The sequence below is a fragment of the Paenibacillus sp. P46E genome (assembly GCF_001909095.1).
In the GTDB taxonomy this organism is placed as follows: Bacteria; Bacillota; Bacilli; order Paenibacillales; family Paenibacillaceae; genus Paenibacillus_AQ; species Paenibacillus_AQ helianthi.
Window position 1 is genome coordinate 46,937 of sequence record NZ_LVYZ01000041.1, and the last position, 26,544, is coordinate 73,480.

30 protein-coding genes and 4 pseudogenes are annotated in these 26,544 nt (G+C 41.9%); 20 read left to right on the forward strand and 14 right to left on the reverse strand.

What is annotated here, in order from left to right:
• Positions 1 to 10: 10 nt before the first annotated feature.
• The 3 genes from A3849_RS14665 to sigK all read left to right on the forward strand — a co-directional run bounded on the left by A3849_RS14665 (position 11) and on the right by sigK (position 2,602).
• Complete coding sequence (locus A3849_RS14665) at positions 11 to 1,096, forward strand: Gfo/Idh/MocA family protein (protein WP_074108421.1); 1,086 nt, start codon at positions 11 to 13, stop codon at positions 1,094 to 1,096.
• A 103-nt stretch (positions 1,097 to 1,199) separates the two neighbouring features.
• Positions 1,200 to 2,042 carry a sugar phosphate isomerase/epimerase family protein gene (locus A3849_RS14670; protein WP_074112097.1) on the forward strand — a complete coding sequence of 281 codons (843 nt, stop codon included), beginning with the start codon at positions 1,200 to 1,202 and terminating at the stop codon, positions 2,040 to 2,042.
• A gap of 17 nt (positions 2,043 to 2,059) precedes the next feature.
• The gene (gene sigK / locus A3849_RS14675; RefSeq protein WP_074112098.1) at positions 2,060 to 2,602 is read left to right on the forward strand and encodes an RNA polymerase sporulation sigma factor SigK; all 543 of its coding nucleotides are present in this window, start codon (positions 2,060 to 2,062) and stop codon (positions 2,600 to 2,602) included.
• Between the two features lie 628 nt (positions 2,603 to 3,230).
• Here sigK and A3849_RS14685 read toward each other — a convergent pair.
• Complete coding sequence (locus A3849_RS14685) at positions 3,231 to 3,578, reverse strand: tyrosine-type recombinase/integrase (RefSeq protein WP_256700781.1); 348 nt, start codon at positions 3,576 to 3,578, stop codon at positions 3,231 to 3,233.
• 80 nt (positions 3,579 to 3,658) lie between these two features.
• Between A3849_RS14685 and A3849_RS14690 the strand changes: the two genes are divergently transcribed.
• The 7 genes from A3849_RS14690 (at position 3,659) to A3849_RS14720 (ending at position 8,302) form a co-directional block, all read left to right on the forward strand.
• Positions 3,659 to 4,003 (forward strand): GH36 C-terminal domain-containing protein, encoded by a 345-nt coding sequence (locus A3849_RS14690; RefSeq protein WP_074112101.1) that lies wholly within the window; start codon positions 3,659 to 3,661, stop codon positions 4,001 to 4,003.
• Positions 4,004 to 4,028: 25 nt separating this feature from the next.
• Entirely contained in the window at positions 4,029 to 4,334 is a 306-nt protein-coding gene (locus A3849_RS14695; protein ID WP_218619238.1) for an alpha/beta fold hydrolase, read from the forward strand.
• A 145-nt stretch (positions 4,335 to 4,479) separates the two neighbouring features.
• Positions 4,480 to 5,061, forward strand: a complete 582-nt coding sequence (locus A3849_RS14700; protein ID WP_074112102.1) for a TetR/AcrR family transcriptional regulator — start codon at positions 4,480 to 4,482, stop codon at positions 5,059 to 5,061.
• A gap of 214 nt (positions 5,062 to 5,275) precedes the next feature.
• Positions 5,276 to 5,974, forward strand: coding sequence for an SDR family oxidoreductase (locus tag A3849_RS14705; RefSeq protein ID WP_074112103.1), 699 nt, complete (start codon positions 5,276 to 5,278; stop codon positions 5,972 to 5,974).
• Between the two features lie 43 nt (positions 5,975 to 6,017).
• Complete coding sequence (locus A3849_RS14710) at positions 6,018 to 7,097, forward strand: alkene reductase (protein WP_074112104.1); 1,080 nt, start codon at positions 6,018 to 6,020, stop codon at positions 7,095 to 7,097.
• Positions 7,098 to 7,339: 242 nt separating this feature from the next.
• A complete protein-coding gene (locus A3849_RS14715) occupies positions 7,340 to 7,828 on the forward strand; it encodes an SDR family oxidoreductase (protein ID WP_256700782.1) in 489 nt (162 codons plus the stop codon).
• Positions 7,829 to 7,912: 84 nt separating this feature from the next.
• Positions 7,913 to 8,302, forward strand: coding sequence for a hypothetical protein (locus A3849_RS14720; protein ID WP_074112105.1), 390 nt, complete (start codon positions 7,913 to 7,915; stop codon positions 8,300 to 8,302).
• Between the two features lie 215 nt (positions 8,303 to 8,517).
• Here the strand turns inward: A3849_RS14720 and A3849_RS33575 are convergent.
• Positions 8,518 to 8,782 (reverse strand): annotated as a pseudogene (locus A3849_RS33575) (transposase); the annotation flags it as partial.
• On the opposite strand from A3849_RS33575, the pseudogene A3849_RS14725 reads away from it, so the two are divergent.
• The 4 genes and pseudogenes from A3849_RS14725 to A3849_RS14740 all read left to right on the forward strand — a co-directional run.
• Positions 8,771 to 8,875 (forward strand): annotated as a pseudogene (locus A3849_RS14725) (sigma factor-like helix-turn-helix DNA-binding protein); the annotation flags it as partial. The pseudogenes A3849_RS33575 and A3849_RS14725 overlap by 12 nt on opposite strands.
• Before the next feature lie 174 nt (positions 8,876 to 9,049).
• A complete protein-coding gene (locus tag A3849_RS14730; protein ID WP_074112106.1) occupies positions 9,050 to 9,229 on the forward strand; it encodes a hypothetical protein in 180 nt (59 codons plus the stop codon).
• Positions 9,222 to 9,826: pseudogene (locus tag A3849_RS33990) on the forward strand (ATPase). The gene A3849_RS14730 and the pseudogene A3849_RS33990 overlap by 8 nt, the downstream one beginning before the upstream one ends.
• 27 nt (positions 9,827 to 9,853) lie before the next feature.
• Positions 9,854 to 10,099: pseudogene (locus tag A3849_RS14740) on the forward strand (sigma factor); the annotation flags it as partial.
• Positions 10,100 to 10,115: 16 nt separating this feature from the next.
• Here the strand turns inward: A3849_RS14740 and A3849_RS14745 are convergent.
• From A3849_RS14745 to A3849_RS14765, 5 genes are all read right to left on the reverse strand, one after another.
• Entirely contained in the window at positions 10,116 to 10,808 is a 693-nt protein-coding gene (locus tag A3849_RS14745; RefSeq protein ID WP_074112107.1) for a TetR/AcrR family transcriptional regulator, read from the reverse strand.
• A 95-nt stretch (positions 10,809 to 10,903) separates the two neighbouring features.
• Positions 10,904 to 11,722, reverse strand: a complete 819-nt coding sequence (locus A3849_RS14750) for an oxidoreductase (protein ID WP_074112108.1) — start codon at positions 11,720 to 11,722, stop codon at positions 10,904 to 10,906.
• A 233-nt stretch (positions 11,723 to 11,955) separates the two neighbouring features.
• Complete coding sequence (locus A3849_RS14755; RefSeq protein WP_143191827.1) at positions 11,956 to 12,801, reverse strand: oxidoreductase; 846 nt, start codon at positions 12,799 to 12,801, stop codon at positions 11,956 to 11,958.
• Positions 12,802 to 12,872: 71 nt separating this feature from the next.
• Positions 12,873 to 13,259: a MerR family transcriptional regulator gene (locus tag A3849_RS14760; RefSeq protein ID WP_074100510.1), complete on the reverse strand. Its 387-nt coding sequence runs from the start codon at positions 13,257 to 13,259 to the stop codon at positions 12,873 to 12,875.
• 33 nt (positions 13,260 to 13,292) lie between these two features.
• Complete coding sequence (locus tag A3849_RS14765; protein ID WP_074112109.1) at positions 13,293 to 13,892, reverse strand: TetR/AcrR family transcriptional regulator; 600 nt, start codon at positions 13,890 to 13,892, stop codon at positions 13,293 to 13,295.
• Between the two features lie 166 nt (positions 13,893 to 14,058).
• Between A3849_RS14765 and A3849_RS14770 the strand changes: the two genes are divergently transcribed.
• Together A3849_RS14770 and A3849_RS14775 are read left to right on the forward strand one after the other, a co-directional pair.
• A complete protein-coding gene (locus tag A3849_RS14770; protein WP_074112110.1) occupies positions 14,059 to 15,288 on the forward strand; it encodes an NADH:flavin oxidoreductase/NADH oxidase family protein in 1,230 nt (409 codons plus the stop codon).
• A gap of 442 nt (positions 15,289 to 15,730) precedes the next feature.
• Positions 15,731 to 16,378, forward strand: a complete 648-nt coding sequence (locus A3849_RS14775; RefSeq protein ID WP_074112111.1) for a phosphatase PAP2 family protein — start codon at positions 15,731 to 15,733, stop codon at positions 16,376 to 16,378.
• Here the strand turns inward: A3849_RS14775 and A3849_RS14780 are convergent.
• The 7 genes from A3849_RS14780 to A3849_RS14810 all read right to left on the reverse strand — a co-directional run bounded on the left by A3849_RS14780 (position 16,361) and on the right by A3849_RS14810 (position 21,111).
• Positions 16,361 to 16,930, reverse strand: coding sequence for a class I SAM-dependent methyltransferase (locus A3849_RS14780; RefSeq protein ID WP_074112112.1), 570 nt, complete (start codon positions 16,928 to 16,930; stop codon positions 16,361 to 16,363). The genes A3849_RS14775 and A3849_RS14780 overlap by 18 nt on opposite strands.
• A 26-nt stretch (positions 16,931 to 16,956) precedes the next feature.
• Positions 16,957 to 18,054: a sensor histidine kinase gene (locus A3849_RS14785; protein WP_074112113.1), complete on the reverse strand. Its 1,098-nt coding sequence runs from the start codon at positions 18,052 to 18,054 to the stop codon at positions 16,957 to 16,959.
• Positions 18,047 to 18,727 carry a response regulator transcription factor gene (locus A3849_RS14790; RefSeq protein ID WP_074112114.1) on the reverse strand — a complete coding sequence of 227 codons (681 nt, stop codon included), beginning with the start codon at positions 18,725 to 18,727 and terminating at the stop codon, positions 18,047 to 18,049. Before A3849_RS14790 ends, A3849_RS14785 begins: the two co-directional genes overlap by 8 nt.
• An 18-nt stretch (positions 18,728 to 18,745) precedes the next feature.
• Positions 18,746 to 19,321 carry a class I SAM-dependent methyltransferase gene (locus A3849_RS14795; protein ID WP_074112115.1) on the reverse strand — a complete coding sequence of 192 codons (576 nt, stop codon included), beginning with the start codon at positions 19,319 to 19,321 and terminating at the stop codon, positions 18,746 to 18,748.
• Between the two features lie 30 nt (positions 19,322 to 19,351).
• Positions 19,352 to 19,849 carry a DedA family protein gene (locus A3849_RS14800; protein ID WP_143191828.1) on the reverse strand — a complete coding sequence of 166 codons (498 nt, stop codon included), beginning with the start codon at positions 19,847 to 19,849 and terminating at the stop codon, positions 19,352 to 19,354.
• A gap of 212 nt (positions 19,850 to 20,061) precedes the next feature.
• Positions 20,062 to 20,586 carry a histidine phosphatase family protein gene (locus A3849_RS14805; protein ID WP_074112117.1) on the reverse strand — a complete coding sequence of 175 codons (525 nt, stop codon included), beginning with the start codon at positions 20,584 to 20,586 and terminating at the stop codon, positions 20,062 to 20,064.
• A 48-nt stretch (positions 20,587 to 20,634) separates the two neighbouring features.
• Complete coding sequence (locus tag A3849_RS14810) at positions 20,635 to 21,111, reverse strand: tautomerase family protein (RefSeq protein ID WP_074112118.1); 477 nt, start codon at positions 21,109 to 21,111, stop codon at positions 20,635 to 20,637.
• A 254-nt stretch (positions 21,112 to 21,365) separates the two neighbouring features.
• Here A3849_RS14810 and A3849_RS14815 point away from each other — a divergent pair, with 254 nt between their 5' ends.
• The 4 genes from A3849_RS14815 to A3849_RS14835 all read left to right on the forward strand — a co-directional run bounded on the left by A3849_RS14815 (position 21,366) and on the right by A3849_RS14835 (position 26,447).
• On the forward strand, positions 21,366 to 21,920 hold the full coding sequence (locus A3849_RS14815; RefSeq protein WP_074112119.1) for a PadR family transcriptional regulator: 555 nt from the start codon (positions 21,366 to 21,368) through the stop codon (positions 21,918 to 21,920).
• A gap of 374 nt (positions 21,921 to 22,294) precedes the next feature.
• Positions 22,295 to 22,816, forward strand: coding sequence for a hypothetical protein (locus A3849_RS14825; RefSeq protein ID WP_074112120.1), 522 nt, complete (start codon positions 22,295 to 22,297; stop codon positions 22,814 to 22,816).
• A gap of 393 nt (positions 22,817 to 23,209) precedes the next feature.
• Positions 23,210 to 24,823: a sensor histidine kinase gene (locus tag A3849_RS14830; protein WP_306010711.1), complete on the forward strand. Its 1,614-nt coding sequence runs from the start codon at positions 23,210 to 23,212 to the stop codon at positions 24,821 to 24,823.
• 40 nt (positions 24,824 to 24,863) lie between these two features.
• Positions 24,864 to 26,447, forward strand: coding sequence for a response regulator (locus tag A3849_RS14835; protein WP_074112121.1), 1,584 nt, complete (start codon positions 24,864 to 24,866; stop codon positions 26,445 to 26,447).
• The last annotated feature ends 97 nt before the right edge of the window (positions 26,448 to 26,544 follow it).

The following is a 26,544-nucleotide window of genomic DNA, read 5'->3' on the forward strand; positions in this document are numbered from 1 at the left end:
GATGATAAGGATGACTAAAAGCTATCGTATTGGAATAATCGGGTGTGGCGGAATCGCGAACGGTAAACATTTTCCAAGCTTAAGTAAGTTAAAGAACATCGAAATCGTTGCGTTCTGCGATATTGTGGAAGAGCGGGCTGAACAGGCTGCCAAGCAATATGGAGGCAAAAACGCCAAAGTCTATACAGATTACACAGCCTTATTAGAGGACGGTACAATAGATGTGATTCATGTATTGACACCGAACGAATCACATGCGGAAATTTCCATCGCCGCTTTAGAAGCCGGCAAGCATGTAATGTGTGAGAAGCCAATGGCTAAAACAGCAGCAGATGCCAAAAGAATGGTAGAAGCAGCTGAGAGAACCGGAAAGAAATTAACGGTTGGCTACAACAACCGATTTAGAGAAGACAGCTTGTATTTGAAGAAGCTCTGCGAGGAAGGACAACTGGGTCACATTTATTATGCTAAGGCTCATGCGATCAGAAGAAGAGCTGTACCGACCTGGGGTGTTTTTCTGGATGAGGAAAAGCAGGGAGGAGGGCCTTTGATTGATATCGGCACCCATGCGCTTGATCTGACCTTATGGATGATGGACAATTATAAGCCAAAGGTCGTCTTGGGTACTAAATATCATGAGCTGTCGCAACGGGAAAATGCCGCCAACGCATGGGGACCTTGGGACCCTGAGAAATTTAAAGTTGAGGATTCGGCCTTTGGAATGATTGTTATGGAGAATGGCGCGACAATCATGCTGGAATCCAGCTGGGCGCTTAACTCGCTGGAAGTGGATGAGGCCAAATGCAGCTTAAGCGGAACGGAAGCAGGCGCAGATATGAAAAATGGCTTGCGCATTAATGGTGAACAATTTGGTCGTATGTATACGAACCAGATTGAGCTTGGAGCGGGCGGAGTGGCTTTCTATGACGGTAAAGAGGAAAGCGCGCCTGACCTGGAGATGAGAAAGTGGATCGAGGCCATTGATCAGGACAAGGAACCGCTCGTAAAACCTGAGCAGGCATATGCAGTTTCATTAATTTTAGAAGCAATCTACGAATCGGCACGTACAGGTAAAGCGGTTTATTTTAACGAGTAACAGGGTACCCCCTTTAAATGTTCGTTTTTGAGGTTAATATAGTAAATCAGTTTCAAAGGTGTGGGCGTTCGGAAATTACCACAACTTTAAGGAGGCTTCGACAATGTTAAGAGGGTTGACACAGGAGGGGATTGGGGCAGTTGAAAGTCCGGAGCGTATGATCGAATTGGCATCTGAAGCCGGATTTCAGGCGGTGGATTTCAGTGCCAAAGAGCTGATCGACCGGCTCGGAACAGCGGGGGCAAGAGAGAAGCTAGCCAAGCATGGCGTTATTATTGGCTCTATTGGATTACCAGTAGAATGGCGGGCGAGTGACGATGAATTCCGGGATGGCCTCTCTGCCTTGATAGAAGAAGCTGCAGCGGCAAGAGCCCTTGGCTGCACATGCTGCTGCACTTACATTTTACCGTCAACAGATATGAAGCCAGCGCATTTCATGGCGATTGCCACCCGGCGGCTGAAGCTATGCGCCCAGATTCTCGGCGTTTACGGTCTGCGGCTTGGACTTGAATTCGTCGGCCCGTATCATTTGCGGACATTCTGGAAATATCCATTTATTTGGACGATGGAAGAGACGCTGGACTGGATTGATGCCATCGGGGAACCGAATGTCGGTTTGCTGCTGGACGCTTATCATTGGTATACAAACGGTGGGACTATTGCGGATATCGAACGGCTGCAGGCCTGTCAAATTGTTCATGTGCATATCAATGATGCACGAAATGTGCCGGTGGAAAAGATGCTGGATAACGATCGGCTGTATCCCGGAGAAGGGGTGATTGATTTAGCCGGATTTGTGCAAGCTTTGCAGCATATCGGTTATGATGGCGTCGTATCACAAGAAATACTTACTCTGCATGCGCCGGTGGAAACGCCGGAGCAGTTGATTAAGCGGTCCAAGGCTGGTTTTGATCGCGTATTTGAATATAAAAACAAGCAAATTTGAATCAGGAACGATCGTAATTGGTTTGTTTTTTTACATCGCATCGTGTCCACAACCTCAAAAAATTCGACAACACAGGGGAAGACATGGAGGACCTCATCTCCATCGGCACCATCGGGCTGATCAAGGCCATCGAGAGCTACCGGCCGAACAAAGGCACGAAGCTCGCTACTTTTGCGGCCCGCTGTATAGAAAACGAAATCCTGATGCATTTGAGATCGCTTAAAAAGACCAAAAAGGATGTATCTCTGCATGACCCCATAGGGACGGACAAAGAAGGCAATGAAATCACCCTCATCGATATCCTTGGTTCCGACGCAGATGATATTGTGAAGGAAGTCGATCTGAAGATCGAGAAGAGTAAGATTTACCGCAATCTCGACATTCTAGATGATCGGGAGAAGGAAGTGGTAGTGGGGCGGTTTGGGCTGGACACCGGCGGGGAAGAGCGGACGCAGCGGGAGATCGCGAAGGAGCTGGGGATCTCGCGGAGTTATGTTTCGAGAATAGAGAAAAGGGCTCTCATGAAGCTGTATCATGAGTTTTATAAGGCGAAGCGGTAACTTTGAAAGCGACTTGTCTGCGGATGAGTTGCTTTTATTTTGAAAAACGCAGGATATGAGTTTGAATACATCTTAGAATATTCGTGTAAAGGAGAGTTTCAATAAAATGAGCTACAAAGAAATATATGATTTCCATGTTCAACTGCTACATACGTATGAAAAAAACGAGAAGCATCAAGGCCCATATCAGAGAGACATAGATTATTTCAAAAGACAGTTTTTCCTGACAGAGGATGTAGTTCAAAAGATTTTTGTGTTAAATCAACTTGTGAAAATACACGAGTAGGAGAGAGCACAAGTAGTGAAGTGGTGTTCAGAAAATTACTTCAAATAAATTCCCCTATCTCATTACAAATTAAAAATCAGTTTTATGAGCTTTTGATTCTTTTACTATTTCACTTGAACAGATAGCAGAGTCTTTTAAAGAATAATTTGATGAATTCGGTGCACAGGACTAAAATCCTGCGGTACGTGAGTACCGTACGGGTTCGACCCCCGTCCTCGAAATCCTTGATTTATAAGGGTTTTTTTCGGAAAATCCTTGTTTTTGAAACGGTGTAGGAGAGAACTTTCTATCGAGTTCTCTCCTTTTTCCAGAGGGAAGAACTAACAGGAATTCGCATGGCTTTCATGGAATATATGAGGCTATGCGTTTTTTTTTTAAGAATATTAAAACTGTACTCATTGTTGATGCGGAAGATACTTTGGAACTGTACTCTAAGTGAGAATAAATGTTGGCGGTAGTATTAAAGTTGCTGTGCCCTAACCATTCCTGAATGTCTTTCATACTTACTCCGTTTGGGAGTAACAAGCTAGCACAGCTATGTCGTAAATCGTGATAACGGATTCGACGCAGTCTATGCTTATTATGAGTTTTGGTGAAATTCTGGGTAATATAACCCGGTTTTATTCGTTGCCCCATCTTATCTAAATAGATATACTCCTCATAATCGGTACAATAGGAATCCCCGCATATGGCTTTATAAAGTCCTTACTGCTCTCCGACCTTGCTGAATCGCCAAAACAAACTAGTAAAATCACCTTGATCTCACAAAGATGTCACTGGAGGAAAAAGAGACGGTCAAATCCCAGATTGAGCTGTATAAAGATATCCGACCACTGATTCAGTTCGGAGAATTTTTCCGAATCTTAAGTCCATTTGAGGGCAATGAGGCGGCCTGGGCTTTTGTATCCGATGATCAGAGCGAAGCGGTTCTTGCTTTCTTTCGAGTACTAAGCCAGCCTGCAGAAAGGGTACCAATATTGAAGTGCAAGGGCCTGAATCCGGTTTACCTGTACCGCCATCACGAAACCGATAAGGTTTACGGGGGGGACGAGCTGATGTACGCCGGATTAACTCTACCTAAGATTGACCTATTTATTCTTCACGCGAACAGATAATGGCAAACAGAAAGCAAAAGAATTCTTGGTACGTATCAAAGAACGTAAAGCGGCGCGAGATAAGATGATTAGTATCAAAGGATATCGTAGACAACTCAAGGCCATCCACGAATGGGGAATGGCAGAACCTGCTGATTTGTCAGGAATTACGCAACCTACACTTGTAGTAAACGGTGACAATGACAGAATGGTACCTACACTAAACTCCTATGATATGGTTCAACGGATTCCAAATAGCAAGCTCATTATTTATAAAGATTCCGGTCACGGTGGGATTTTTCAAAATCATGATGAATTTGTGAAATCAGTCTTAGCATTTTTAGTTAAATAACAATAGAAAATGAAAATGCCCGAAAGAATCACGATATAACGATATTTTATTTATTTGTGGGGGGGGATTATTGTTGTTACCATTCAATAAAATTCTTTACCGATCGTTCTCAATATGTTATATTGAACAACAGGGAGGGAATAGAATGGCAAGAAACAAAGAATTCGAAGAGAACGTGGTATTAGAAAAGGCGATGAAGCTCTTTTGGGAACAAGGTTACGAGAAGACATCTATGACGGATCTGGTCGAGCATATGGGGATTCATCGAAGAAGTTTATATGACACATTTGGCGACAAGCATACGCTATTTTTGAAAGCAATGGACCGATTTCGCGAAAAAGTTAGTGCTACGCTTGTAGGAGAAGTTAAACGCTCTAAGACTGCAACTGAGGCACTTCAGCATATTTTTAGTTTCGTGATATGTGGTGAAGAAGATTCACCTTCCGGTTGTTTGATGGTGAATTCAGCGGTGGAATTGGCAATGCGTGATGTTGAGGTAGATGTAAAGACCACAGAGTTGTTCGCATTATCCGAACAACTATTCAAAGATATTATTCTGTGGGGACAGCAGGAAGGAGAGTTTAGCTCAGACTATAATGCCGACGATCGAGCAAATCATCTGCATGCAGTCTATGTAGGGTTAAGGGTAATGACAAGAACCTCCATAGGCAAAGAAAAATTGCAGCGTATAGCCGATATATCGATAAAACTTTTAGCTAGCAAATAATTTTTTTTGCAGTTTCTAGTATGATCGTTCTCGAATTGAGTCTCCATTCTACATTAAGATTACCCTCATAAATGATCTATTATTTTACACTTTTTAGAATGATCATTACCGTATTGTAAGGCGTTTCTATCCCAAATACTTGTTAAAAGTGAGTCACTGTTTGCTGAGTTTTATGAGAAATTGATCTCAAATAATAATAAAAGGAGCTAATAAAATGAACATTTCTGAACAAGTCGCATTTGTCACTGGAGCAAACCGAGGTTTAGGCCGCCAGCTTACCCTTGAACTTCTATCTAGAGGGGCTAAAGTTTATGCTGGTGCAAGAAATCCGGAGAGCATTGATATTCCAGGAGTTACACCTGTAAAGCTTGATGTTACAAAACCAGACGAAGTAGCAGCGGCAGCAATCCTGGCTAAGGATGTTACGCTTTTAATCAACAATGCAGGATCATCAACAGGCGCTTCTTTGCTCGAGGGTGATGTGGAAAAAATACAGTTGGAATTTGATACGCATTTCTTCGGTACGCTGTCCATGGTTCGTGCTTTTGCACCGATCATTGAAAAAAACGGCGGGGGATCGATTTTGAATATTCTTTCCGTACTATCTTGGTTTAGTATGGGAGCTGGGGGTGCTTATACCGCTGCGAAGGCTGCAGAATGGGCATTGACGAACGATTTACGTTTAAACTTGTATCCTCGTAATGTACGAGTAGCGGGATTACATGTAGGCTTTATGGAGACTGACATGACCACTGGTGTCGATGCTCCCAAATCAAACCCTTCAGATATCGCAAAAATAGCTATTGATGGCATAGAAACTGGAAGCTTTGAAATTCTTGCTGATGATAACAGCCGAATGATACAAGGTGCACTTGCAGGTGGCGTTGCTGCAATATACCCACATCTTTCTTAATCATAATTCCGTTGTTAACTTAATTTAAAGAGGAGCATATAAAATGGAGAAATTATGGAGTAAAACGAAAATTGGGAATCTGGAATTACCACATCGCTTGGCCATGGCGCCAATGACACGCAGCAGAGCGGAAGAAGATGGTACACCGGGAGAATTAAGCTCCCTGTATTATGCTCAAAGAGCATCGATGGGACTTCTTATTACAGAAGGTGCACAACCATCCGATGACGGTCAAGGGTACTTATGGTCACCTGGAATTTACACGGATAAGCATATTGAAGGGTGGAAGAAGGTTACGGATGCAGTGCATGAAGCAGGTGGATATATGTACATCCAATTAATGCATGCCGGTCGCATGTCGCACCCTGACAACACCCCCCATCATCGTCAACCCGTAGCACCATCAGCTATTGCTCCCGGTGTTCAAATGTTTACGGCCACAGGAATGCAGGACATACCTGTTCCGCGCGAATTAAGTAAAGAGGATATTCAAACGACCATTGCCGATTTCCGAAAAGCAGCAGCAGCAGCTATTGAAGCCGGTGCGGATGGCGTTGAAATTCACGGAGCAAACGGATATCTCATTAATCAATTCATCGGAGAAAATTCCAACACACGGACGGATGAATATGGGGGATCTATTGAGAATCGTGCCCGTTTCGCCATTGAAGTCACCAAAGCCGTCGTCCAAGAGATTGGAGCGGACAAAACAGGCTTCCGTATTTCGCCAGGGACACCGCTTGGAGGAATTCAAGATGGGGAACAAGGTCCTGAACTGTATCTCTATCTTGTAAAAGAACTAGCCCAGCTGGATTTAGCGTACCTGCATGTGATGCATCTCGGAAACGAAGAACTACTTAAGGATATTCGTTCCATTTGGACAAATCCACTATTAGTAAACCGGGCTGGACGGGCGCTAGAAGATCTAAGTATTGATCTTGATCATGACCTGGCTGATATGGTACCTGTCGGTGCATGGTCATTAGCTAATCCGGATTTAGTAGAGCGGTTAAAGTCAGGTGCTCCATTAAATGAAGCAGATCCTACAACTTTCTTCGGAATCGGAGGCAAGGGATATACGGACTATCCTACATTGAAAGAATTGGAAGCTCAGAAGGGCTAAGTATAGATTATATGGAAAAAATGGCGTACAACTTAAAATTGTGCGCCATTAATTTTTCTGTGAGTCATCATCATCGGTGCAGGACCAGGTCTGGGATTCTCACTGGCCAAAATTTTTGGAGGACATGGATTCCGTATCGCTATGGTTTCAAGAACACAGGAGAAACTGGATCAATATTCTGAGCAACTGGGCAGGATTGGTATTTTGAAGCTCAGGGTTTTGCTGCAGATATTACAGACAAAATACAGCTTACCAAAGCTTTTCAGGATATTAAGAGTACATTCGGTACAATAGATGTCATGGAGTTTAGCCCATATAGTGGTAGTGTATCTACGACTTCTGTACTGGATACGACTGATGAGAGCGCACTTCAAATTTTTAACAATGTAGTCATTGGAGCCATTAATTCAGCAAGACAAGTCATCCCGGAAATGACTGAACGAGGCGAAGGGGCGCTTCTTTTCACAAGCGATCTTTCAGCAATGAGTCCGAGCCCCATGTTTGGAAATTCAGGTATAGCTATGTCAGGGTTAAGAAACTATATTCTTAATTTACATGACCGTTTACATCCTTTAGGAGTGTTTGTTGGGCATTTGTCTATAAGTCCTTTGATCAAGAAAGGTACAGGTTTTGATCCTGATCAAGTCGCGGAAACTTGGTACAATCTATATGAAAAAAGAACAGAGGCAGAGGATACTTTTCCCAAGGGCATCATGCAATATATATCTTAATAAGCAAATCTTCATGCATATAGGTTAGACGTATAAATAATAGAGCCAAACGTCGTCGGTGGCGATAAATAGGAGGTATTTTCAATGAACTGGTATTATTTAATCGCTTCAGTTCTCGCGTTTGTAGTTGGACTTGCTCACTCTATACTGGGTGAGGTCCTGATATTCCGCCGAATGAGGCACAACGGGTTCATACCGACCAATGGTGGAAATGTACTTAGTGAAGCTTTTGTTCGTATTATTTGGTCTACTTGGCATGCGCTGACTGCTTTTGGATGGGGGATGTCTTTAATTTTACTATGGCTTGCGCGAAACACATCGCTCAACGGAACATTCACAGTACTTGCGGACTCTGTGGCAGTTTCTATGCTCATAGGAGCAATACTGATATTAATAGGTACGAAGGGGAAGCATCCTGGTTGGGTTGGTTTATTGGGTGTGGCAGTACTCATATTTTTGGGTGGCACTGCATAACCGTTTATCATTGAATTAAATGCTTTCTCAAGAATTGTTTTGAAATTCGAGTAAAAGAAAATAATTACGTAGGTTCTTTTATAAAAAATACGATTTTTGAAAACAACTCACTGGAGTTGTCAATTTGTCGAGAAACCCAGGTCATTCAAAGACCCGGGTTTCTTTTATGTTCCAAAGCCGGCTTACAAACGGGAAAACGAGGGGAGTTATCCCCGTTATTCCCGGTGATCAAGGTGGATCGCCATCTTCTTCATGTTCTGCACTGCTGCCGTCATCAGTGCTTGTTCCCTGACATTCGGCAGTCAGCACAACCGGCAATAGCGAAACTCATGGAGCTCTCTTGCATCCGCGAAGCATCGCTCAACCGTTTCTTTTCGTTTACGGTACGTGCCGAGTCACCACTTATCGGTGGTTTATGGATTGCGTACACTGGTTTGAAAACGGACAATTCTTACAATGCTCTGGATCAGACGCATACTGAAGGAGCTGGGGATTTCGCGGAGTTATGTTTCGCGGATAGAGAAAAGGGCGCTTATGAAGCTTTATCATGAGTTTTATAAGGCGAAGCGGTGAGGTAAGAAGTTGCCTGTAGGAATGAGACTTCAAATGTCTCGATCCTGCAGGTTATTTGTGTTTTATATAAGAAATTCAAAAATCACTGTATTATCTGTAAAGCTGTAAGCAAATATAAATTACACTGTACTGTGGTATACTCGATCTATAAGTAGAAAATGAGGTGTATGCATAATGATGAATCTTACACAGGACCTTGCTAAATTAATTCGATTAACGGGTGATCGTGCGAAATTGGATGCCAAAGCAAATGGGACATATATAGTCTATAAGACAGCTGAAGGACAAATTGTTAAAGAATATAGCACAGGAAAGATCGAGAAATTGAATGAACAGGATTTCACCTATGAATGAGACAGTTGCAACGATGTTTGTGTTTGCCGGTAATAATGGAAGTGGCAAGAGCAGAATTCGCAACTTGATCGTTGACAGGCTTGGGGTAAGTGTAAATATTGACCCGGATGCACTGGCCCGTAAAATTAATAATGGGCATCCTGAAAAGAGCAAAGTATCTGCTGGAAAAGAAGCCATAAGAATAGCCAGGGAAGTATCCGGAATAAGTGGGACTTCACCGTGGAAACTACTTTAGCCGGTGGTAACGTTGTAAGGCAAATGAGAGATGCAAAGGAACAAGGCTTTGAAATTATTATGTTTTATGTGGGGCTAGGGGATGTTCGGCTAAATATTGAACGTGTTGCTTTGCGCGTGAAAAACGGTGGTCATCATATTGAAACCGAGGATATTGTTAGACGCAATGTAACAAGTATGAATAATCTGTTATCTCACTTAGACCTGATTGATCAATTAATTGTTATTGATAATAGTAGAGCTGATGGGGAATTTATTTTTTAAGCGGATAAAAGCGGGATAAAATATTATTTAAATGAACTGCCTGAATGGACACAAGAAATCAATCGGAAGCTACAAATTAAATATAAAACGCGAAAATAAACCAATTCGAATTGGGAACGATCGTAATTGGTTTATTTTTTGACATCGCTTCGTGTCCACAACCTCAAAAAATTCGACAATATGGGTGAAGACATGGAGGACCTTATCTCCATCGGCACCATTGGCCTGATCAAAGCTATCGAGAGCTACCGCCCGAACAAAGGCACGAAGCTCGCTACTTTTGCTGCCCGCTGTATAGAAAACGAAATCCTGATGCACTTGAGATCGCTTAAAAAGACCAAAAAGGATGTATCTCTGCGTTATCCGATTGGGAGATTGTCATCCGAGTCTACTGGTGGTTTTCCTTTATTTTGTTTGTACGAACTCCTATATGATTCTTTTGGTACCCGTCCAAATAACAATCCATAGTCTTAAGCACGTCACTCTTAAAATTACGCTTGAAATCATCCATACCGTTCTTTTCGATAATATCGACGACCTCTGGAGGTAAGGTAGCAGATAATTTACAGCCCGTAATAATTGAGGCTTCCGCTTGAAGGATTTCCATAATATCCTCTTGTGTTAATTCGTTATCTTCGCAAATTATTGAGACTAATTCTGACATCAACTGATACAGTTTCAGTTTCTGATTCAGCATCGTTTCGGCGTCAACATTTTTTTCGAATACTGCCGTTCGCATGGACTCCAGCAGGATATACAAGGGGTTATGATCTGCCAGTTCAGTAAGTTCATTCAAGACGAGACTTTTGAAGTCATCGAAATTCCGGATTTGCATTTCTTTCACCATTTCCGTCAAACGAGTAAGCCTTTTGTCATACTCTCGGCACAACAGGCTGAAAAACAATGCCTCTTTAGTTTTAAAGTAAACAAACAAAATACCATTTGACACGCCCGTCTGCTTAGCAATATCGGACATTTTAATTTTTCCATAGTCGGTTGTCATAAACATTTCAGCTGCTTTATCGAGGATGCCCTGAGCTTTTAAAGCCTTAGCTTCCGGAGACATCGCGCGTTTTGCCATAACTGCATCACTCCATTTCGATCAATTTTAATCTCTTATCGACCTGGAGTCAAAACTAAAATAACCATTAATTTTTATTCTTGTGTAAAGGGCAATCAAAACAACATCTTGACGATTCTGTCGAAGCCACGATCTCCAACAAGGTTTTTCATAAACACCATAGGTTTTGCCATAAAACCAACAAGATAACGGGTTTTCGGTCTCCGTACGGTCACAGCTTTACTGATTGTACGTGCGATTAGTTCCGGCTTTGATAATTGATTCCCTGTATAATTCTTAATCATGCCATCGGCTGTTTTGCTAGCTGCCTGAGTATAGGCGCCCTTAGCGGATACCTTTTTAAGATTTTCTGCAGCAATAATACCCCAGTCTGTTTTAATTCCCCCCGGCTCAACAACAATCACATCAATACCAAAGGGTGACAATTCAAGTCGGAGGCAGTCCGAAAGACCTTCCACTGCAAACTTGGTCGCGTGATACCAGCCACCGAAACTGGTCCAGACTTTACCTCCCATTGAAGAAATGTTGACAATTTTCCCAAATTTATTTTTCCGCATGCCCGGTACCACAAGCTGAATCATTCTCGCCAAACCAAACACATTTACTTCTACCTGGCGCCGGGCCTCTTCGAGTGGAACATCTTCTAACGCTCCATATGAACCATATCCAGCATTATTGACTAAAACGTCAATTCTTCCTTCAATTTTAAGAATTTCATTGACACATTGAACCATGGATTCGTCATTGGTCACATCCAGTGAGATTGGACGAATTCCTTTTGACTCCAGCTCCTGCATTTTTTCTATACGCCGGGCGGCTGCATAAACAGTAAACCCCTGCTTCTTTAGTTCAATTGCTGCCTCTTTGCCGATGCCGGACGATGCCCCTGTAATTAATGCAACTTTTTGACTCATAAATGAACCCCCTAGAATAGTTAATTGACTTCGAGTCAACTATAATTGACTTGTAGTCAATTGTCAATCAGGAAATTTATTCGGATGAGAAGCGGGGGCATACCGTATCAAATACACGTTTGCCACCATTATCATTCTCTTCCGCCGTGGCTCCGCTCCTATTACAGAGGAGCGACAAAAAGTGTTGCCCAACTTTATAAGTCAGACAACACTTGAATGGAGATAACCGACAATCAGTTTTTAAAATCAGCGTTGAGTGTTGTCTCTTTCCATTCTTCTATACTTGCAAGTAAGTTTGTAAATTTAGTTGTGGCTCCCAGGTAGGCTCCTTCACCCAGAAGCAGGCGAAGCGGCGGGTTATCGGCTTGAGTGATCATGATAACTGCTTCTGCAGCTTTTGCAGGATCCCCAGGTTCTTGCCCGCCTCCTTGCTGTAAATAGTTCAACATCTGGCCTACAGAGGATTCACTGTAATCAGAAATTTGTGTCTCAGTTTTTACTGAAGAACGACCACCCCAATCTGTGCGGAAGGCGCCGGGTTCAATCAATGTTACATGAATATTCAATGACGCTACTTCTTGGGCAAGACTCTCAGAAATACCCTCAAGGGCATATTTTGTAGCATGATAGTAACCAAGTGTAGGGAAAGAGGCTAATCCGCCGATGGATGAGAAATTAATAATATGGCCGGACCTCCGGTTTCGCATATACGGTAAGACAGCATTGGTCATATGCATAAGACCCCAAAAGTTAATTTCAAACATATTTCGTGTTTCTTCCTCGATACTTTCCTCCACGGAAGCAAAATAACCAATGCCAGCATTATTTACTAATACATCGATATGGCCGAATTTTTCAATTGTCTCAGAAACCACGCTGTTAATCTGAGCTTTGTTTGTTACATCTAACGGCAAAGTAAGCGTGTTTTCTTCATGTCCTTCTGTAATATCCCGGATCGCTTCAACATTACGTGCAGTGACTGCCACCTTGTAACCTGCGTTAATGGCATGCTTCGCGATGTGACGCCCAAAGCCGGTAGAGCATCCAGTGATAATCCAAACTTTTTCCTGCGTAGGCAAAATAATCACTCCTTTAAGTAGTTATGCAACTCAGTCTACTACTTAAAGTATACTTGAAGTCAAATCTGACGTTAGAGTAAAGCTTTTTTGTCTGATGTCTGCTTGTACATTAATATATCGTATATTGCAATTTTGCGTATTATTTTTTCTAAATGCAGTTGGGTTTGCAGTACTGACTTTTCAACTTTCATTTTGTGCGCCGATAAAAAATTCTTTCGAGCATCCAGTGTTTCATCCCCTTGTAAGATAAGGTCTGTATACGCTTTGATCTCCTCGATTGTCATGCCTGTATTCTTCAGGGCAATAATTAATTCCAGCCACTCCAAAATCTCCTCCGAGTATTCTCTCCTTCCGCCGGAATTCCGGTTTACAACGGGTAGAATTCCAACCTCTTCATAATAACGTAGCGTTGAAGCGGGGAGTCCTGTTATTTTTACGATTTCATTTATGCTAAACATTGGATTCTTCCTCTCCTAATATTAAAGTTGGCTTTAAGATTCAGACCCCGTTTTTTCGTTCATATTCAACGTACCCAGTAAAAGATTTAAATATTGCAAAGCTTGCTCTTTGGAGCAGTCATTCTCTTTTAAAAAGCGCCATTCCAGAATCATAAGGATCGTATTGCAATAGTGGTCGGCTACAAGTTCATAGGGGAGAGCATATCGCTCTATACAACCTCCAAGATAAAAGATTTCCCGCAATTTGGCACCCAAGTGAATGCGAAAATGCAGAAGCATTACCTTCTCTTCCGTATTAGATTTCAAAATCTGCTTTAATCTCGTTTGATTGGCCTCAATGAAATCATATGCACGGTCAAAAAAAACGGACAAGCGCTCTTCCGGACTAAGGTTCTCATACTCCTCCAGATGAATCTGCTTGTACAGACATTGCCAACAGTAATTGAGCAGATCATATTTGTCGTCAAAATAATTGTAGAATGTGGCCCGGGGATAATTGCTTTGCTGGCATAGTTCATTCACGGTAATCTCATCAAAAGACTTGCAGGAAAGTATTTCGAACATGGCAGCCGAAAAAGCGTCCAAGGTCCGTTGTGCACCCTTGGTTGCTTTTTTGGAGAGATCATATTTCACGGTCTGTGCCTCCTTTTGCAATTTTCGCTTTTTGTCCAAGTTTGGACCAAATCCGCTAATTGATTCTTGATGAAGATGACATTTTCACTTATTGTACTTAATATATTTACACGTGTCCATATATTTGCGAACGAAAAACATGGAGTTCTTAGAAGGAGAGAATAAAATGACAAAAATCAAAGCTGTAGAAGGACTAACACTACCTAATGGGACGTTCATTAAGAACCGCTTTTTTAAGTCGGCAATGAGTGAAACTATGGCCAACCGGAAGAATCAGCCTGGGCAGTTACATGTGAATCTATACCGGGAGTGGGCAAACGGAGGAGCTGGAATTGTGATGACCGGCAATGTGATGGTTGACCGCAATGCACTGGGCGAGCCGGGAAACGTCGTTGTCGAGGACAGAAGAGATATTGAAATCTTGAAGAAATGGGCAAAGGCCGGAACTGCCAATAATACTCATCTCTGGATGCAGATTAATCATCCCGGCAAGCAATCTCCGCGTACGGTTTCGAGAGAAGCGGTAGCCCCAAGTGCTGTTCCGATCAGCGGCAGCTATGGAAGTGCGTTTAAAAAACCTAGAGCGTTAACCACCGCTGAAGTCAAAAGTATTGTGAACCGGTTTGTTACAACTGCAGCCATCGCCAAAGAAGCAGGGTTTACAGGCGTTCAAATTCATGCTGCCCATGGATATTTAGTCAATCAGTTCTTGTCGCCGTATGATAATCAGAGAACGGATGAATATGGGGGGGAGCTGAAGAACAGGATGAGATTTTTAGTGGAAATTTATCAGGGAATGCGTAAAGCCCTTGGTCCGGATTTTCCGATCGCACTGAAATTGAACTCAGCCGACTTCAAGGAAGGTGGATTTACCGAAGAGGATTCGATTGAAGTTGTAAAGACAATGGCTGGTTTAGGCATTGATCTGATTGAAGTATCGGGCGGAAGTTATGAGAACCCCAAAATGATGTCAGATCGTGGTGAAGGTGGGCATGAGGTTTTCTTTCTGGAGTATGCTCAGAGAATCAAGTCACTCGTAGATGTTCCGATCGTGGTCACCGGCGGCTTCAGATCACAAGAAAGTATGCAGGAAGCTCTTATGAACAATAAGACTTCCATGATCGGGATTGCACGTCCGTTTGTCTTGGTTCCGGATATTGCGAACCGGATTATGCAAGGCCGGTATGAAACTGTAAAAACCCCAAGGTTAACCACAGGTCTAAAAGCATTGGACAAAAAACTCGGCTCTATTATTGGGCTCAGCTATTATGAACAGCAAATGAAAAGGATTGCAGAAGGTAAAGAATCCAAACGTCACCAAAATGCCTGGAGTCCCTTAACTCATGCTTTAATGCAGAACGGCCTGGCGGCACTTGTGCCACGTCGGTCAAATTAAGCCGCTTTAAAAAGTGCCTGTTTTTCAACTGAAAAAATACTCTCTTCTAATTGCTGAATGTAAGCAGATAAAAGAGAGTATTTTTGCGTTATGGAGTTGAATGAATAAGAATAAGAATTCAACATTATTTCATAAAAATGCACGGCGCTCGGGACAGTAACGGGCCGGTCTGCGAAGCGGATATTATTGGTTTGAAAGTTTACTCATTTCCTGGTTTCTGCGGAAAATGGTATATGTTCCCCTGAAGCAGTTCATTGCCGGATAAGTCCGATGCGGGAATTTGTTTGTATAGGATGATGATTGTGTGAAAAGAAAGCCTGTTCCCAGATGAATCTGTAGAATCGGATCTTGCATTCAGAAAATCTTTAGAAATCTCCTCTGAAGTTCTTCAGAATTTTCCTCTAAAATGGTGTATTAATAATCCCATTTAGGAGTTGAGAGCTTGAAGTATTCTAACAAAGGATCCTCAAATGCAGTATGGCAGTCTCTGTTATGGCTTTTAATCGTTCCTGTAATAAATGTTTTTTATAATATACTGAATCAACCGGGGGTTCATGTGTATAGCCTTGAGACGAGCCTGGACCTCAAGATCCCGTTTGTTGCTTCCTTTATTATCCCTTACTTACTCTGGTATCCGTTTATTACGGCTGTGCTGATTGCTCTTGCTTTCAAGGACAGGCAAATCTATTTTCAGACACTCCTTGCGCAGTGCAGCGGTCTCATCATCTCCTATGTTTGCTTCGCTCTGTTTCAAACCGGGATTCAACGGCCTGATGTTCATTCTGAACCCGATTTCATTTATAAAATGGTTGGTTTTGTATATAGTTATGATCAGCCATACAATTGTTTTCCGAGTATTCATGTGCTCACCAGCTATCTGATACTAAGGGGAACGCGTATTTTCGGACAAAAGATTTGGTTAATGATCACCGCAATGTCTATTCTTATAATTGTTTCTACGGTACTGGTAAAACAACATGTTTTAGCGGATATTGGGGGTGGTATTCTAGCCGCAGAATTATGTTACCGGTTATCTGGTGCTGTTATTTCATCAAGAAAGAATGATCTCTTCTCAGGAAGGAAGCTCTAGTCGTTTACGACAAATATAAATGAAGGCTGGGGGGAAAGCGCTGGGTACAAACTCAATATTCTCTATAAGTAGCTGTTTGGCCCATTGTCTTTTCATATGCAAGGAGTGCTGATAAGCAACTAAAATCCCGCCAGGTTTAAGTGACTTAACAATCTGATGGAGTATATGCTCGCGCAATTCACTTGAAAAGTTAAAGAAGGGTAACCCGCAAATAATACAATCTAACTCACGGATATTTTCCTGAATTAATTTCTTGAGCAGGTAGCTGGCATTGGAATGAAACATGCATTCCGGATAGAGTACTTTTAAGAATTCTCTCATTTGTCTATTCCGTTCAAACAGAAGCAATTGGGCAGAATCCATAAGTTGAGAAGTGATGAGACGTGTGATAGCGCCTGTACCGGCTCCAAGTTCTGCAACGGCAGTTACATTGTTCCATTGTACAGACTGGACTATTTTGTTGGCCAATGAATTTGAACTGGGCAGGATATTTCCTACCCGCTTTGGATCTTTGAAGAAGCCTCGTAAGAAAAGCGAATATTCAGGCATCATTAATAACAACTCCGCTCAATAAATATCTAGAGCCTCTCATGGAAAGGCAACCTTAGTCGAAATGTGAAGATATCATGGTTATGTTCAAGGGATAAGGTTCCCTGGTGCAGCTCGGCGATATTCCTGGCAATAGAAAGGCCAAGACCTGCTCCGGTTTGAATTCCTTCGCTTTTTCTGGAATGATCAACCTTATAAAACCGTTCAAATAGACGTTTCTCTTGGTCTTTGGAGAGAGGCGTTCCCTTATTTTCAACTTCAAGGATACATTGTTCCGGTTCCGTTATCATTCGTATGCAGATGCTCCCTGGTTTGAGGGAATACTTTAAGGCATTCATGAGCAGGTTATCAATGGCTCTGGCGATTTTTTCATTGTCGATTAAGGCGATAATTGGACCATTAGTAATATCTTTTACCAGATGTACGTTATTTTCTTGAGCAATTGGTTCGAATTCAAACAACAATTGATTTAAAAGCTGTGACAAATCACTTCTCTCCAGAATAAGCCGGGAATCCACCGATGTAAGCCGGGTATATTCAAACAGATCATCCAGCAGTTTCTTCAAATGAATCGCTTTATTGTAGGTGTTCTGAATAAAACGCGTATATTCTTCTTGATCTTGGTACGATTCTGTACGTAGAAGCTCAATATATCCAATTATGCTTGTAAGAGGTGTACGCAAATCGTGTGAGATCCCCGTGATCATCTCCATCTTCGATTTTTCAACTTCACGTTCCTTTACAATCTGTTGTTCCAGACGTTCTGCCATTCGGTTGATATTTAACGCAACACGTCCCAGTTCATCTTCACGCGCTACAGATACACGGTAATCCAAATTACCTTCCGCTATGATTTGAAGTCCTTGCTCCAGGGATATTAAATCTCTGACGATTCCCCGGGTCAACGTAAAAAAGGTAAAGACAAAGATCACTAGAAAAAGTGGTGTCAGAAGAAAGGAGAGGACATTCAATACCCATCCCCATTGAGTTACATTTCCAAGGTGGAGGACTAGAATGCTGAGAGAAATATTTATAGAACTAGTAATAATTAAACTGAGCACCATCCTGATTAAGATATTGGTCTGAATTCGCTTTTTTTGTCGTAGCTTTCGCACAGATTCAGTCAATTTTATATCCAACTCCCCAGACAGTCTTAATATACAGAGGTTCTCTTGGGTTCTTCTCTAATTTTTCTCTTAAGTTACGAATATGAACCATTACGGTATTGTCGGAATACCCATAAGGCTCTTTCCATACACTCTCGTAAATTTGCTCCGAACTAAAAACGTGCCCAGGCCGGCTTGCAAGCCGGGTTAAAATCGCAAACTCTAGTGGAGTCAATGAAACATCAGTGCCGTTTATCTTCACAGAATGTTTATTTTTATCTATGATCAGGTCTTTAATGATGATCAGAGAATTATATTCTTCCTTACCAATTAAAGACTGACGCCGTAACTGGGCTTTTACACGAGCCAGTAGTTCCAGCGGATTAAAAGGCTTGATCATGTAATCATCTGCCCCGGTAGTTAGACCTGTGATTTTATCAATGTCCTCCTGCTTGGCTGACAGCATAAGAATTGGGGTATTGGTGATTTCCCTTATTTTGAGACAGGCTGTGATACCATCCATCCGAGGCATCATGACATCCAGGATAACCAGTTGAACCGAAGTTGTCTGTATTAGATTCAACGCTTCCTGGCCATCTGCTGCTTCAAGTACACGGTAACCTTCATTCCGTAGATAAACATGAATTACATCTCGAATTTCAGAATCATCATCCGCAACAAGGATTGTATTCATTTAGACAGCTCCTCTTCTTCATTTAATTATAACATTTCCCCTTTTACGGCAGACATAGACGAAAGCGGGGGGGAAATTAAGTGGCACATACTTTATTGTATCAATAATAAAATATTCGGTAAGCTGCTTCTTCATTTGAAGTGAATATTGAAAGGCGATAAATAATCCATCAGGTTTGAGGGATTCATAAATCTGTTCAACCAAAGTATTTCTTAATGCAGGTTCAAAATTAAAAAAAGGCAATCCGCTAAAAATACAATCTAACTGATGAATATTCGCATCTTTCATGGTTTCTACTAAATGAGCAGCGTTACGATGGCAAGAAAAGTTAGGATACTCCATCATCAAGTTATTCCGCATCGTTTTATCCATCTCAAATAGCAGGACTTTAGTTGTGTTAGTTACCTTAGTATTCAATATACGAGTAATCGCACCAGTGCCTGATCCGAGCTCTGCAACTGCATGAATCTCATGCCAAGGTGCTTGGTTTACCATGCATCGTGCCAGAAATCGGGAACTTGGCGTAACACTGCCCACCCGTTTTGGATCTTGAATAAAGCTTCGTAAGAATAAAAAATTTTCATTTAATCCCATTTGATTTTCCTCCATGAATTTCTGGACTATTTAGGTGTTGAACCATTTGGAGAGGATATGATTTCCAAAGAATGTTCCTGCGGAGAAGAAGAGTAAGGTCCAACCTAAAGCACTAGAATATGAAATAAGGGCGAACCGTCTATAGCTTGTTCCGCTCAGTCCGATTAACATCGGAATGATATATCGTACAACGGGAATAAACATGCCTATATACATAGCCGTATGCCCTCGTTTGGTTAGAATCTGCTCGGCCCTTTGCAAATGTCTATTCTCCAGAAATTTGTTCTTCAGTTTTTGACCAAAGAATTTTCCTGCAAAATAAGAAAGCGTAAAGGCAGTTAATAACCCTGATAAAACGCAGAGGTAGGTCATCCACGGATTAATCACCCCTATATGGCTCAGAGTAGCGCCGGTGAGGATTGTAATTTCATTAGGGATTGGAATTCCAAAAGGACCTAACGTAAAAGCAAGATAAAAAATCAGATATCCATACTGATGGATTAGCTCTAAGATCGTATTACTGACCAACATTCCACCTCCTTTGCTTGCTTTAGTAAGTAAAGCTTAACTAAAAATTCTGAGGAATTAGGTAGAAGAATTCTAAAGGATTTCTGAAGACGTTTTAAACCTGATGATGTGTATAAAAAAAAAGCAGGTTTTCCAGACGAATCTGGGAACCGGCTTTTCGTTACAAGCTATAGGGTTGTACGCCGTGCGGCGGAACATGGGTCAATTGAAAGTTAGAACTCGTAAGTCTTCAGTTCTCCATTTCTTGATGCAAGTTTCAGAACATTTCCATCCTCGGGCATCCCTTCGAAATAGGCTCTAATCGTCCCTGTGGTACACTGGTGTCCGGATATGAGAATATTGATCTTTTTGCCAGCGTATTTTTCCTCAAGCTCTTTCATGAATCCAAACACTCTGGTGACATAATTGGCGACATTTTCGACTCCCGCGTAAAGGCTGGGATCGGGAACGCCGCCGGCCAGTCTAACCTCTTCTTTTTTCAGGCCGTCGGCTGTGCCCAAGTCAAAAACATTAAGACGTTCATCGATGTTAGCTTTCATGAGAGTTGCGATTTCAGCTGTCTGGACAGCCCGCTCCTGTGGTGAGGAGAAGATATAATCGAACCGGATTCCGCTGATTTGCTCTTTCAGTTTCTCCGCTTGCTGGATTCCAGGGCTGTTCAAGGGAAGTCCCTTGCGGCCCTGAACTCTTCCTTCCTTATTCAGATCTGTCTGTCCGTGCCTGATCACATAAAGCATGACTAACCTCCTGTCGTAGCTATTAATTTGACCTGATTTCTTTGAGATTTAGATGGATGAAAAATTATTTCGGATGGCCTTGGCTTTTTCTTCGGTAAAGACGCCTGAATCAAGCAGGTCCAATATGGATAACACTCCTCCACGGGAACCCCAGCTGCCCTCATCGATTACTTGGAAGGACACCCACCAGCCCGGAGAGGGCTCTTTCACATCAAGTGCCTGGGCCAAACTGGAAAGTACATTCTGAATAACTTCTTTTCGAACCTCATTTCTCCAATCTCCGTCCATGACCAGAATATTTATGAGGATGATATCCTTTTCCGGTGTATCCACTAGTAATTTTCCGCCAATCCCCATATGTCCGGTAGAAAACTCGGAGAAACGTACTTGAAAACCTTCACGTGCCGGCGGGCAAAACTGTCCAACCTCTGGAACCAGCACTGCATCTGTCAGTGTCTCCGCGAGAACGCGGCGTTGCTCTAGAGAAATTCGGCCTTCCGGATAGTTAACTGCAATCATAGTCATGATACTTCGCTCCTTTTTTGTAGGTCACGCCCAATAAAAGTAGTAGGGCTTCTAAATGAGCGTTCTGCTCATATCTACAATCTAAACGGCGGCAAATCCCTTGTCAATAAAGATTATTATAAAAATATATATTATAATAATATATAAGTGAAATCAGTGTGCTTCAGCTGAAAATGCTTTATAATAAACATGCCAGCTTCGTCGTGCATTGGCGGATTGATTCTGGCAGCATTTCATAGGAGGTTATACAACAAATGGCTTCACTATCTGCAAAAGAGAATACGATGCTTGCAATCCTGGGTATCCTTTCCATAGGTCCGCACACTGGCTACGATATTAAGCAGCATATGGAAGATAGCACGCAGTATTTTTGGAAAGAAAATTACGGCCAAATTTATCCGGGGTTAGCCGAGCTTTTGAAAAACAGGGATGTGGCAGTCCAAATTCAGCGCCAGGATGGCAAGCCTGATAAAAAAATATACAGCATTACAGAACAGGGAAAGCAACACTTGAAAGATTGGCTCTCCCAGCCCATGGAACACATGGTGATGCTGAAGAAGAACGAATTACTGCTAAAAGTATTTTTCGGCAGTAATACTTCATCTGACATTATTATCGGGCATATCCAGGATCATAAGAAAAAGCTGGAGGAAGCATTACAGATCTTTTTGGGGCTTGAGGAATGGCTGCTAAAGCAAGAGCCGGATGACCCTAATATTAAGTACTGGCTAATTACCAATGATTATGGCAAAAAACAATTTAGCAGCCTTATTCGGTGGTGTGATGACAGTATTAGCTTGCTTAAATAAATCCAACGTCAGGTGCTTCACTGACGGGAAGTGATGTTGAAAATTGCAGTTTACTTTGAGAAATCTAAAGGGAGAACATCCCTTTGGATTTTTTTGTTTTTATTATTGACAAATCGATCGTCAACCTCTATATTTTATATATCGAAATGATATATTTCAATTAGATATATGTAATATTGCTATATGTGAATTATGCCAGCTTCGGAAGCATATATCCCATGCTGAAAAAATGGAAAAGGGGGAAGAGAAGCACGTTCATGAGATGGGCGTATATGAGCACGCGGCATTGATGTTTGGCAAAGAATATTATCAAATGATTATGAATTGGCACGATGGACTCACAAGAAAAATTACAGGAAAGAAGGATCACGAAGATGAGAATGACAAAGAAGTTTAAATTGCAGATTGCAGCGAAACATGTGGATTTGTACAAATGGGTAACGGAGATGACTCCAGCTGAATATGAATCCTTTTCAAAAGGTCACAAGGCAATGGGCAGTTATTTTGAAAATGGCGAGTTCTATATGGTTAATGTGGAAAATATGGGGAATGAGATGATTGTTCAGCACTATCAATTAAAAGAGCACACAGAGGATCATTTGCGTTTCTACTCTGACCGGACAGAAGCATATATATGTCGATGGATACCAGCCATTGTTGGAGTTCCATGGGAATTGAAGGTCACGCCTATTGATAACAACTCTTGCGAATTTAGTTGTACGATTGGAGCGGATTTTCCATCCCGGCTACTGGCTTTTGCAGCATGGATAAATGGCTTGGGCGGATTCTTTATGAGAAAACATTTAGCCGATGAGGGCGAAAAATTTGCTAAAGATATAGAAAAGAAATTTAATTATGGCAGGAAGCCAAATTCAAGGGAAGTGGAAATGTCGTGAGAAAAGATTACATGCCTAGCCGGGCCCGTATAGGGTTCGGCTTCTATGCATGCACTATTTTATTTAGAGAAACGGAAAAATCATGTAAATATCCCTGAAAAAAATCAAAAATCCCTCTTCAATTCAGAAACTACTATAGTATACTTTCTTGTAAATGCATTCTTAATGAAGGAAGGGCCCTGTATGGAACGAACTCGCAATCCTTGGAAAAGAAGAATATTTACAAGAATAAAAAATATGAAATTACAAAATAAGCTGATGCTTGGTTATGTATTGGTATGTGTTATTCCTCTATTATCTGTAAGCGCATTCATATTTCAACAATCTGCAAAAGGGTTAGAGGAATCTTCTCAGGAGTTTGCTTCACTCTATACTTCGCAAATAAGGAGTACTTTGAATGAATTTCTAAAAGAATATGAGGAGGTTACGAAGTCGGTACTTGTAGACAACGATATCATTTATAGTCTCGGCGATACGAAAAATTTGCCTTTTGACGAAATAGTTAATCAAAGACTTGCTGTGCAGCGTTTGCTGATGCGAGTCGCATTGCTCAAATCGGAGATGAGCACGGTGATGCTGGTCAGCAGAGATGACAGCGTGTATCAGTTCAGCAGTTCAACGAACAAAGTGAATGAGAACATGCTGTTGGCTCAAGAGTGGTACAAGGGGCTTAGGGATTCGAATGAAACCTTCTTCATCACGGGACTACATGACCGTTCCTACTATGAGGATAAAGGGGAGGGAGCGGTTGTAACTGCGGGAAGAGTGCTATTCAGCTCAGATGGGGCATATGCAGGAATGCTGCTTATTGATTTAGACCCTTTTACATTGCTGCAGCTGGATCATGAGTTCATTTTGGCTCGGGACAAGTACGGTATAAGTGTAGTTATCACTAATCTTAAGCAACAAATCGTCTACCATTCTGATGCTGCGAGCGGACAGTTATCCTGGAAGCAGGTTCTGGACTCAGGCCCTAGCTATATCAAGAATAACGAAACCAAAGATCATATTGTTTTATTGGGAAGGACATCCCAAGGGGAGTTGTTAATTCGAACGGATATCCCCCGCTCAAGGCTTCTTCAAAAAATTAATCAGATTAAAGTCATGACTGTCGTTGTCATTCTGATGAGTTGTCTGGTTATAACGCTGTTCTCATTTGGTTTGAGCTATACGATTACCAAGCCAATTAAGGCACTTCGGAGAAGTATGAAGCAAGCAGAAGTGGGACAATATCTGGCTATAGAGAAAGAGCAGGCTAATGATGAAATCGGAAGTCTGGTACACAGCTACAACAAAATGATTACAACCATCCGAACTTTGATAGAGGATGTGTATATCGGAGAAATCAAACAGCGGCAGGCAAAATTCATCGCTCTCCAGAATCAGATCAATCCTCATATGCTCTACAATACCTTAGAATCCATTCGTATGAAGGCTTTGATGAAAGATGATGATGAGACCGCGGATATGATTAAAATTCTGGCACGCATGTTCCGGCTGGTCTTAGCCAAGGAAGGTAAGCAGCATTCAGTTAAACATGAACTGGAATATACAACAAATTATCTGCAGCTTCAGAATATCCGTTTTGATTATATGTTCAAGTTTGAGTTCGAGATACCTGATGAAATGCTGGGGTGCAGCATCATCCCTCTGGTCTTTCAACCGATTGTTGAAAACAGCATTAATCACGGTTTTGAGGACTATAGCCGTATTATGGATATCAGGATTGAGGGCAGTTGGACAGAACAAGGAGAAATGTTATTTCGGATTATGGATAACGGAATGGGTATGAGCCCGGACAAGGAAGCCGAACTGCGTGCGCTTTTAGACGGAGCGGATTCACATAAATACAAATTGGAGATCATTGGTGAACAAACTGAAAAAGGACTGGGCCTCTTAAATATTGCTGAACGTATCAAGCTCCATTACGGTGACCGGTATTATCTAACCATCGTTCCCGGAAATGTGGAGGGAACAACCATTGAAATCCTGATACCAGGGAATTGAAATACCAACGGCAATGAACAGACAGCAGGAGGAGATTGGGATGAAAGTAGTAATCATAGATGACGAAAAGGGTATCGTGGAAGGACTCAAAAAGATCATAGGCCGCTATCTTCCGGAATGTAAGGTTGTTGGAGTAGCTTATAACGGACTTGAAGGATACGAAATCATACAAAAGCTCCGCCCGGATATTGCAATAACGGATATACGTATGCCCAAAGCAGATGGTCTCGATATGATTAAAATGCTGGAAGAAACGAAAGTTCAGACTAAATTCATTCTGTTAAGTGGATATGCAGATTTTGAGTATGCCAGAAGAGGGATGAAGCTGGGGGTACAATTCTACATCAACAAGCCGGTTGAGGAAGAAGAGTTGCGTGACAGTGTGAACCAGGTCATGGAACGGATTCGTGCAGACAGGATCAAGCTGCAAAGTTTAGACGAATTAAAGCATGAAATTCATAGCCGGATTCAGGAAGAAACCTTACGGGACATTCTTGATATCGGGAATGATCAGACCAGTCTGGTGGATGAGCTGCTTCGCAGTGCTCAAATTCCTACAGCAGGCATCTGGTTCAATTCTATCCTGATTGAAATTGAGGGCAGTACGGATGCACTGAAGGAGATTGGTTTTCAGCCACTGTTACATTTAATAGACCAGGCTTTGAAAAATTACCATCAAGTATACTGCTTCCGGTATTTCGGCCCGCAAATTGCGATTGTGATTGCACATAACAGCAATATTTTGCATGGCAGATTGCTTCATGTGATACAAGAACTGAAACAGGCGGTCTACCGTGATCTGAATCTGTCGATCAGCGTAGGCATTGGTGCAGTGTATAAGCGGACAACGGGGATGTGCCAGTCTTTCGAAGAAGCACGAAATGCACTAAGCTACAAAGTGATTAAGGCAGGAGATCCTGTAATTTCCTATAATGAAATTATAACAATGACAGACCACAGTCATCCGGTGCCGGAGGAGATGATATCCAAACTGGAAACTGCACTTGATAATATGGACGAGGAAGAATGTGTGGACATCATCCACGAAATTTTCCGGGGAATGGTAGCCGAACCGGGAATGTCTCCCGCAGATCTGCAACTATGGTGTTTAAACATCCTTCTGTCAAGCATCCGAAGGCTGTCATTCCAGCAGCTACAGCAGAATGAACTGGTAGGCAGACATATTCTGTCTTTGGAAGGCTTTTCGCGGTTTAGGACGCTTGAGTATTTGGAGGAATGGATGATACAAGTCATTCGAGGGATCATCCATTTCAAGTTGGAACATAATCTATCTCATAGAAAAGATATTATATCGGAAATTAAGCTATATGTGTCTAAACATTATAATGAACAAATCAGTCTTGCTGATTTGGCTGCGCGGTTTTTTATCAGTCCTTTTTATTTAAGCCAGCTGTTCAAAAGAAAAACGGGAGACAACTACTTGAATTACTTGACCCAACTGCGGATCGATAAAGCAAAGGAACTGCTGGAGAATACAGATTTGAAAGTGTACGAAATTTGCCGGATGGTTGGATATTCTGATGCGCAGCATTTTGCGCGGATGTTTGAAAAGTTTACAGGATACAAACCCAGAGATTTTCGCAAAAATCTGCCGAATAGCTGAACGTAATGAGTCATTCCTTAGGAATGGCTTTTATTTTATTGAAAATGACATGTTTAAACTTAAAAATGCCCATTTGAGTGTGGAATTGACTGATTGT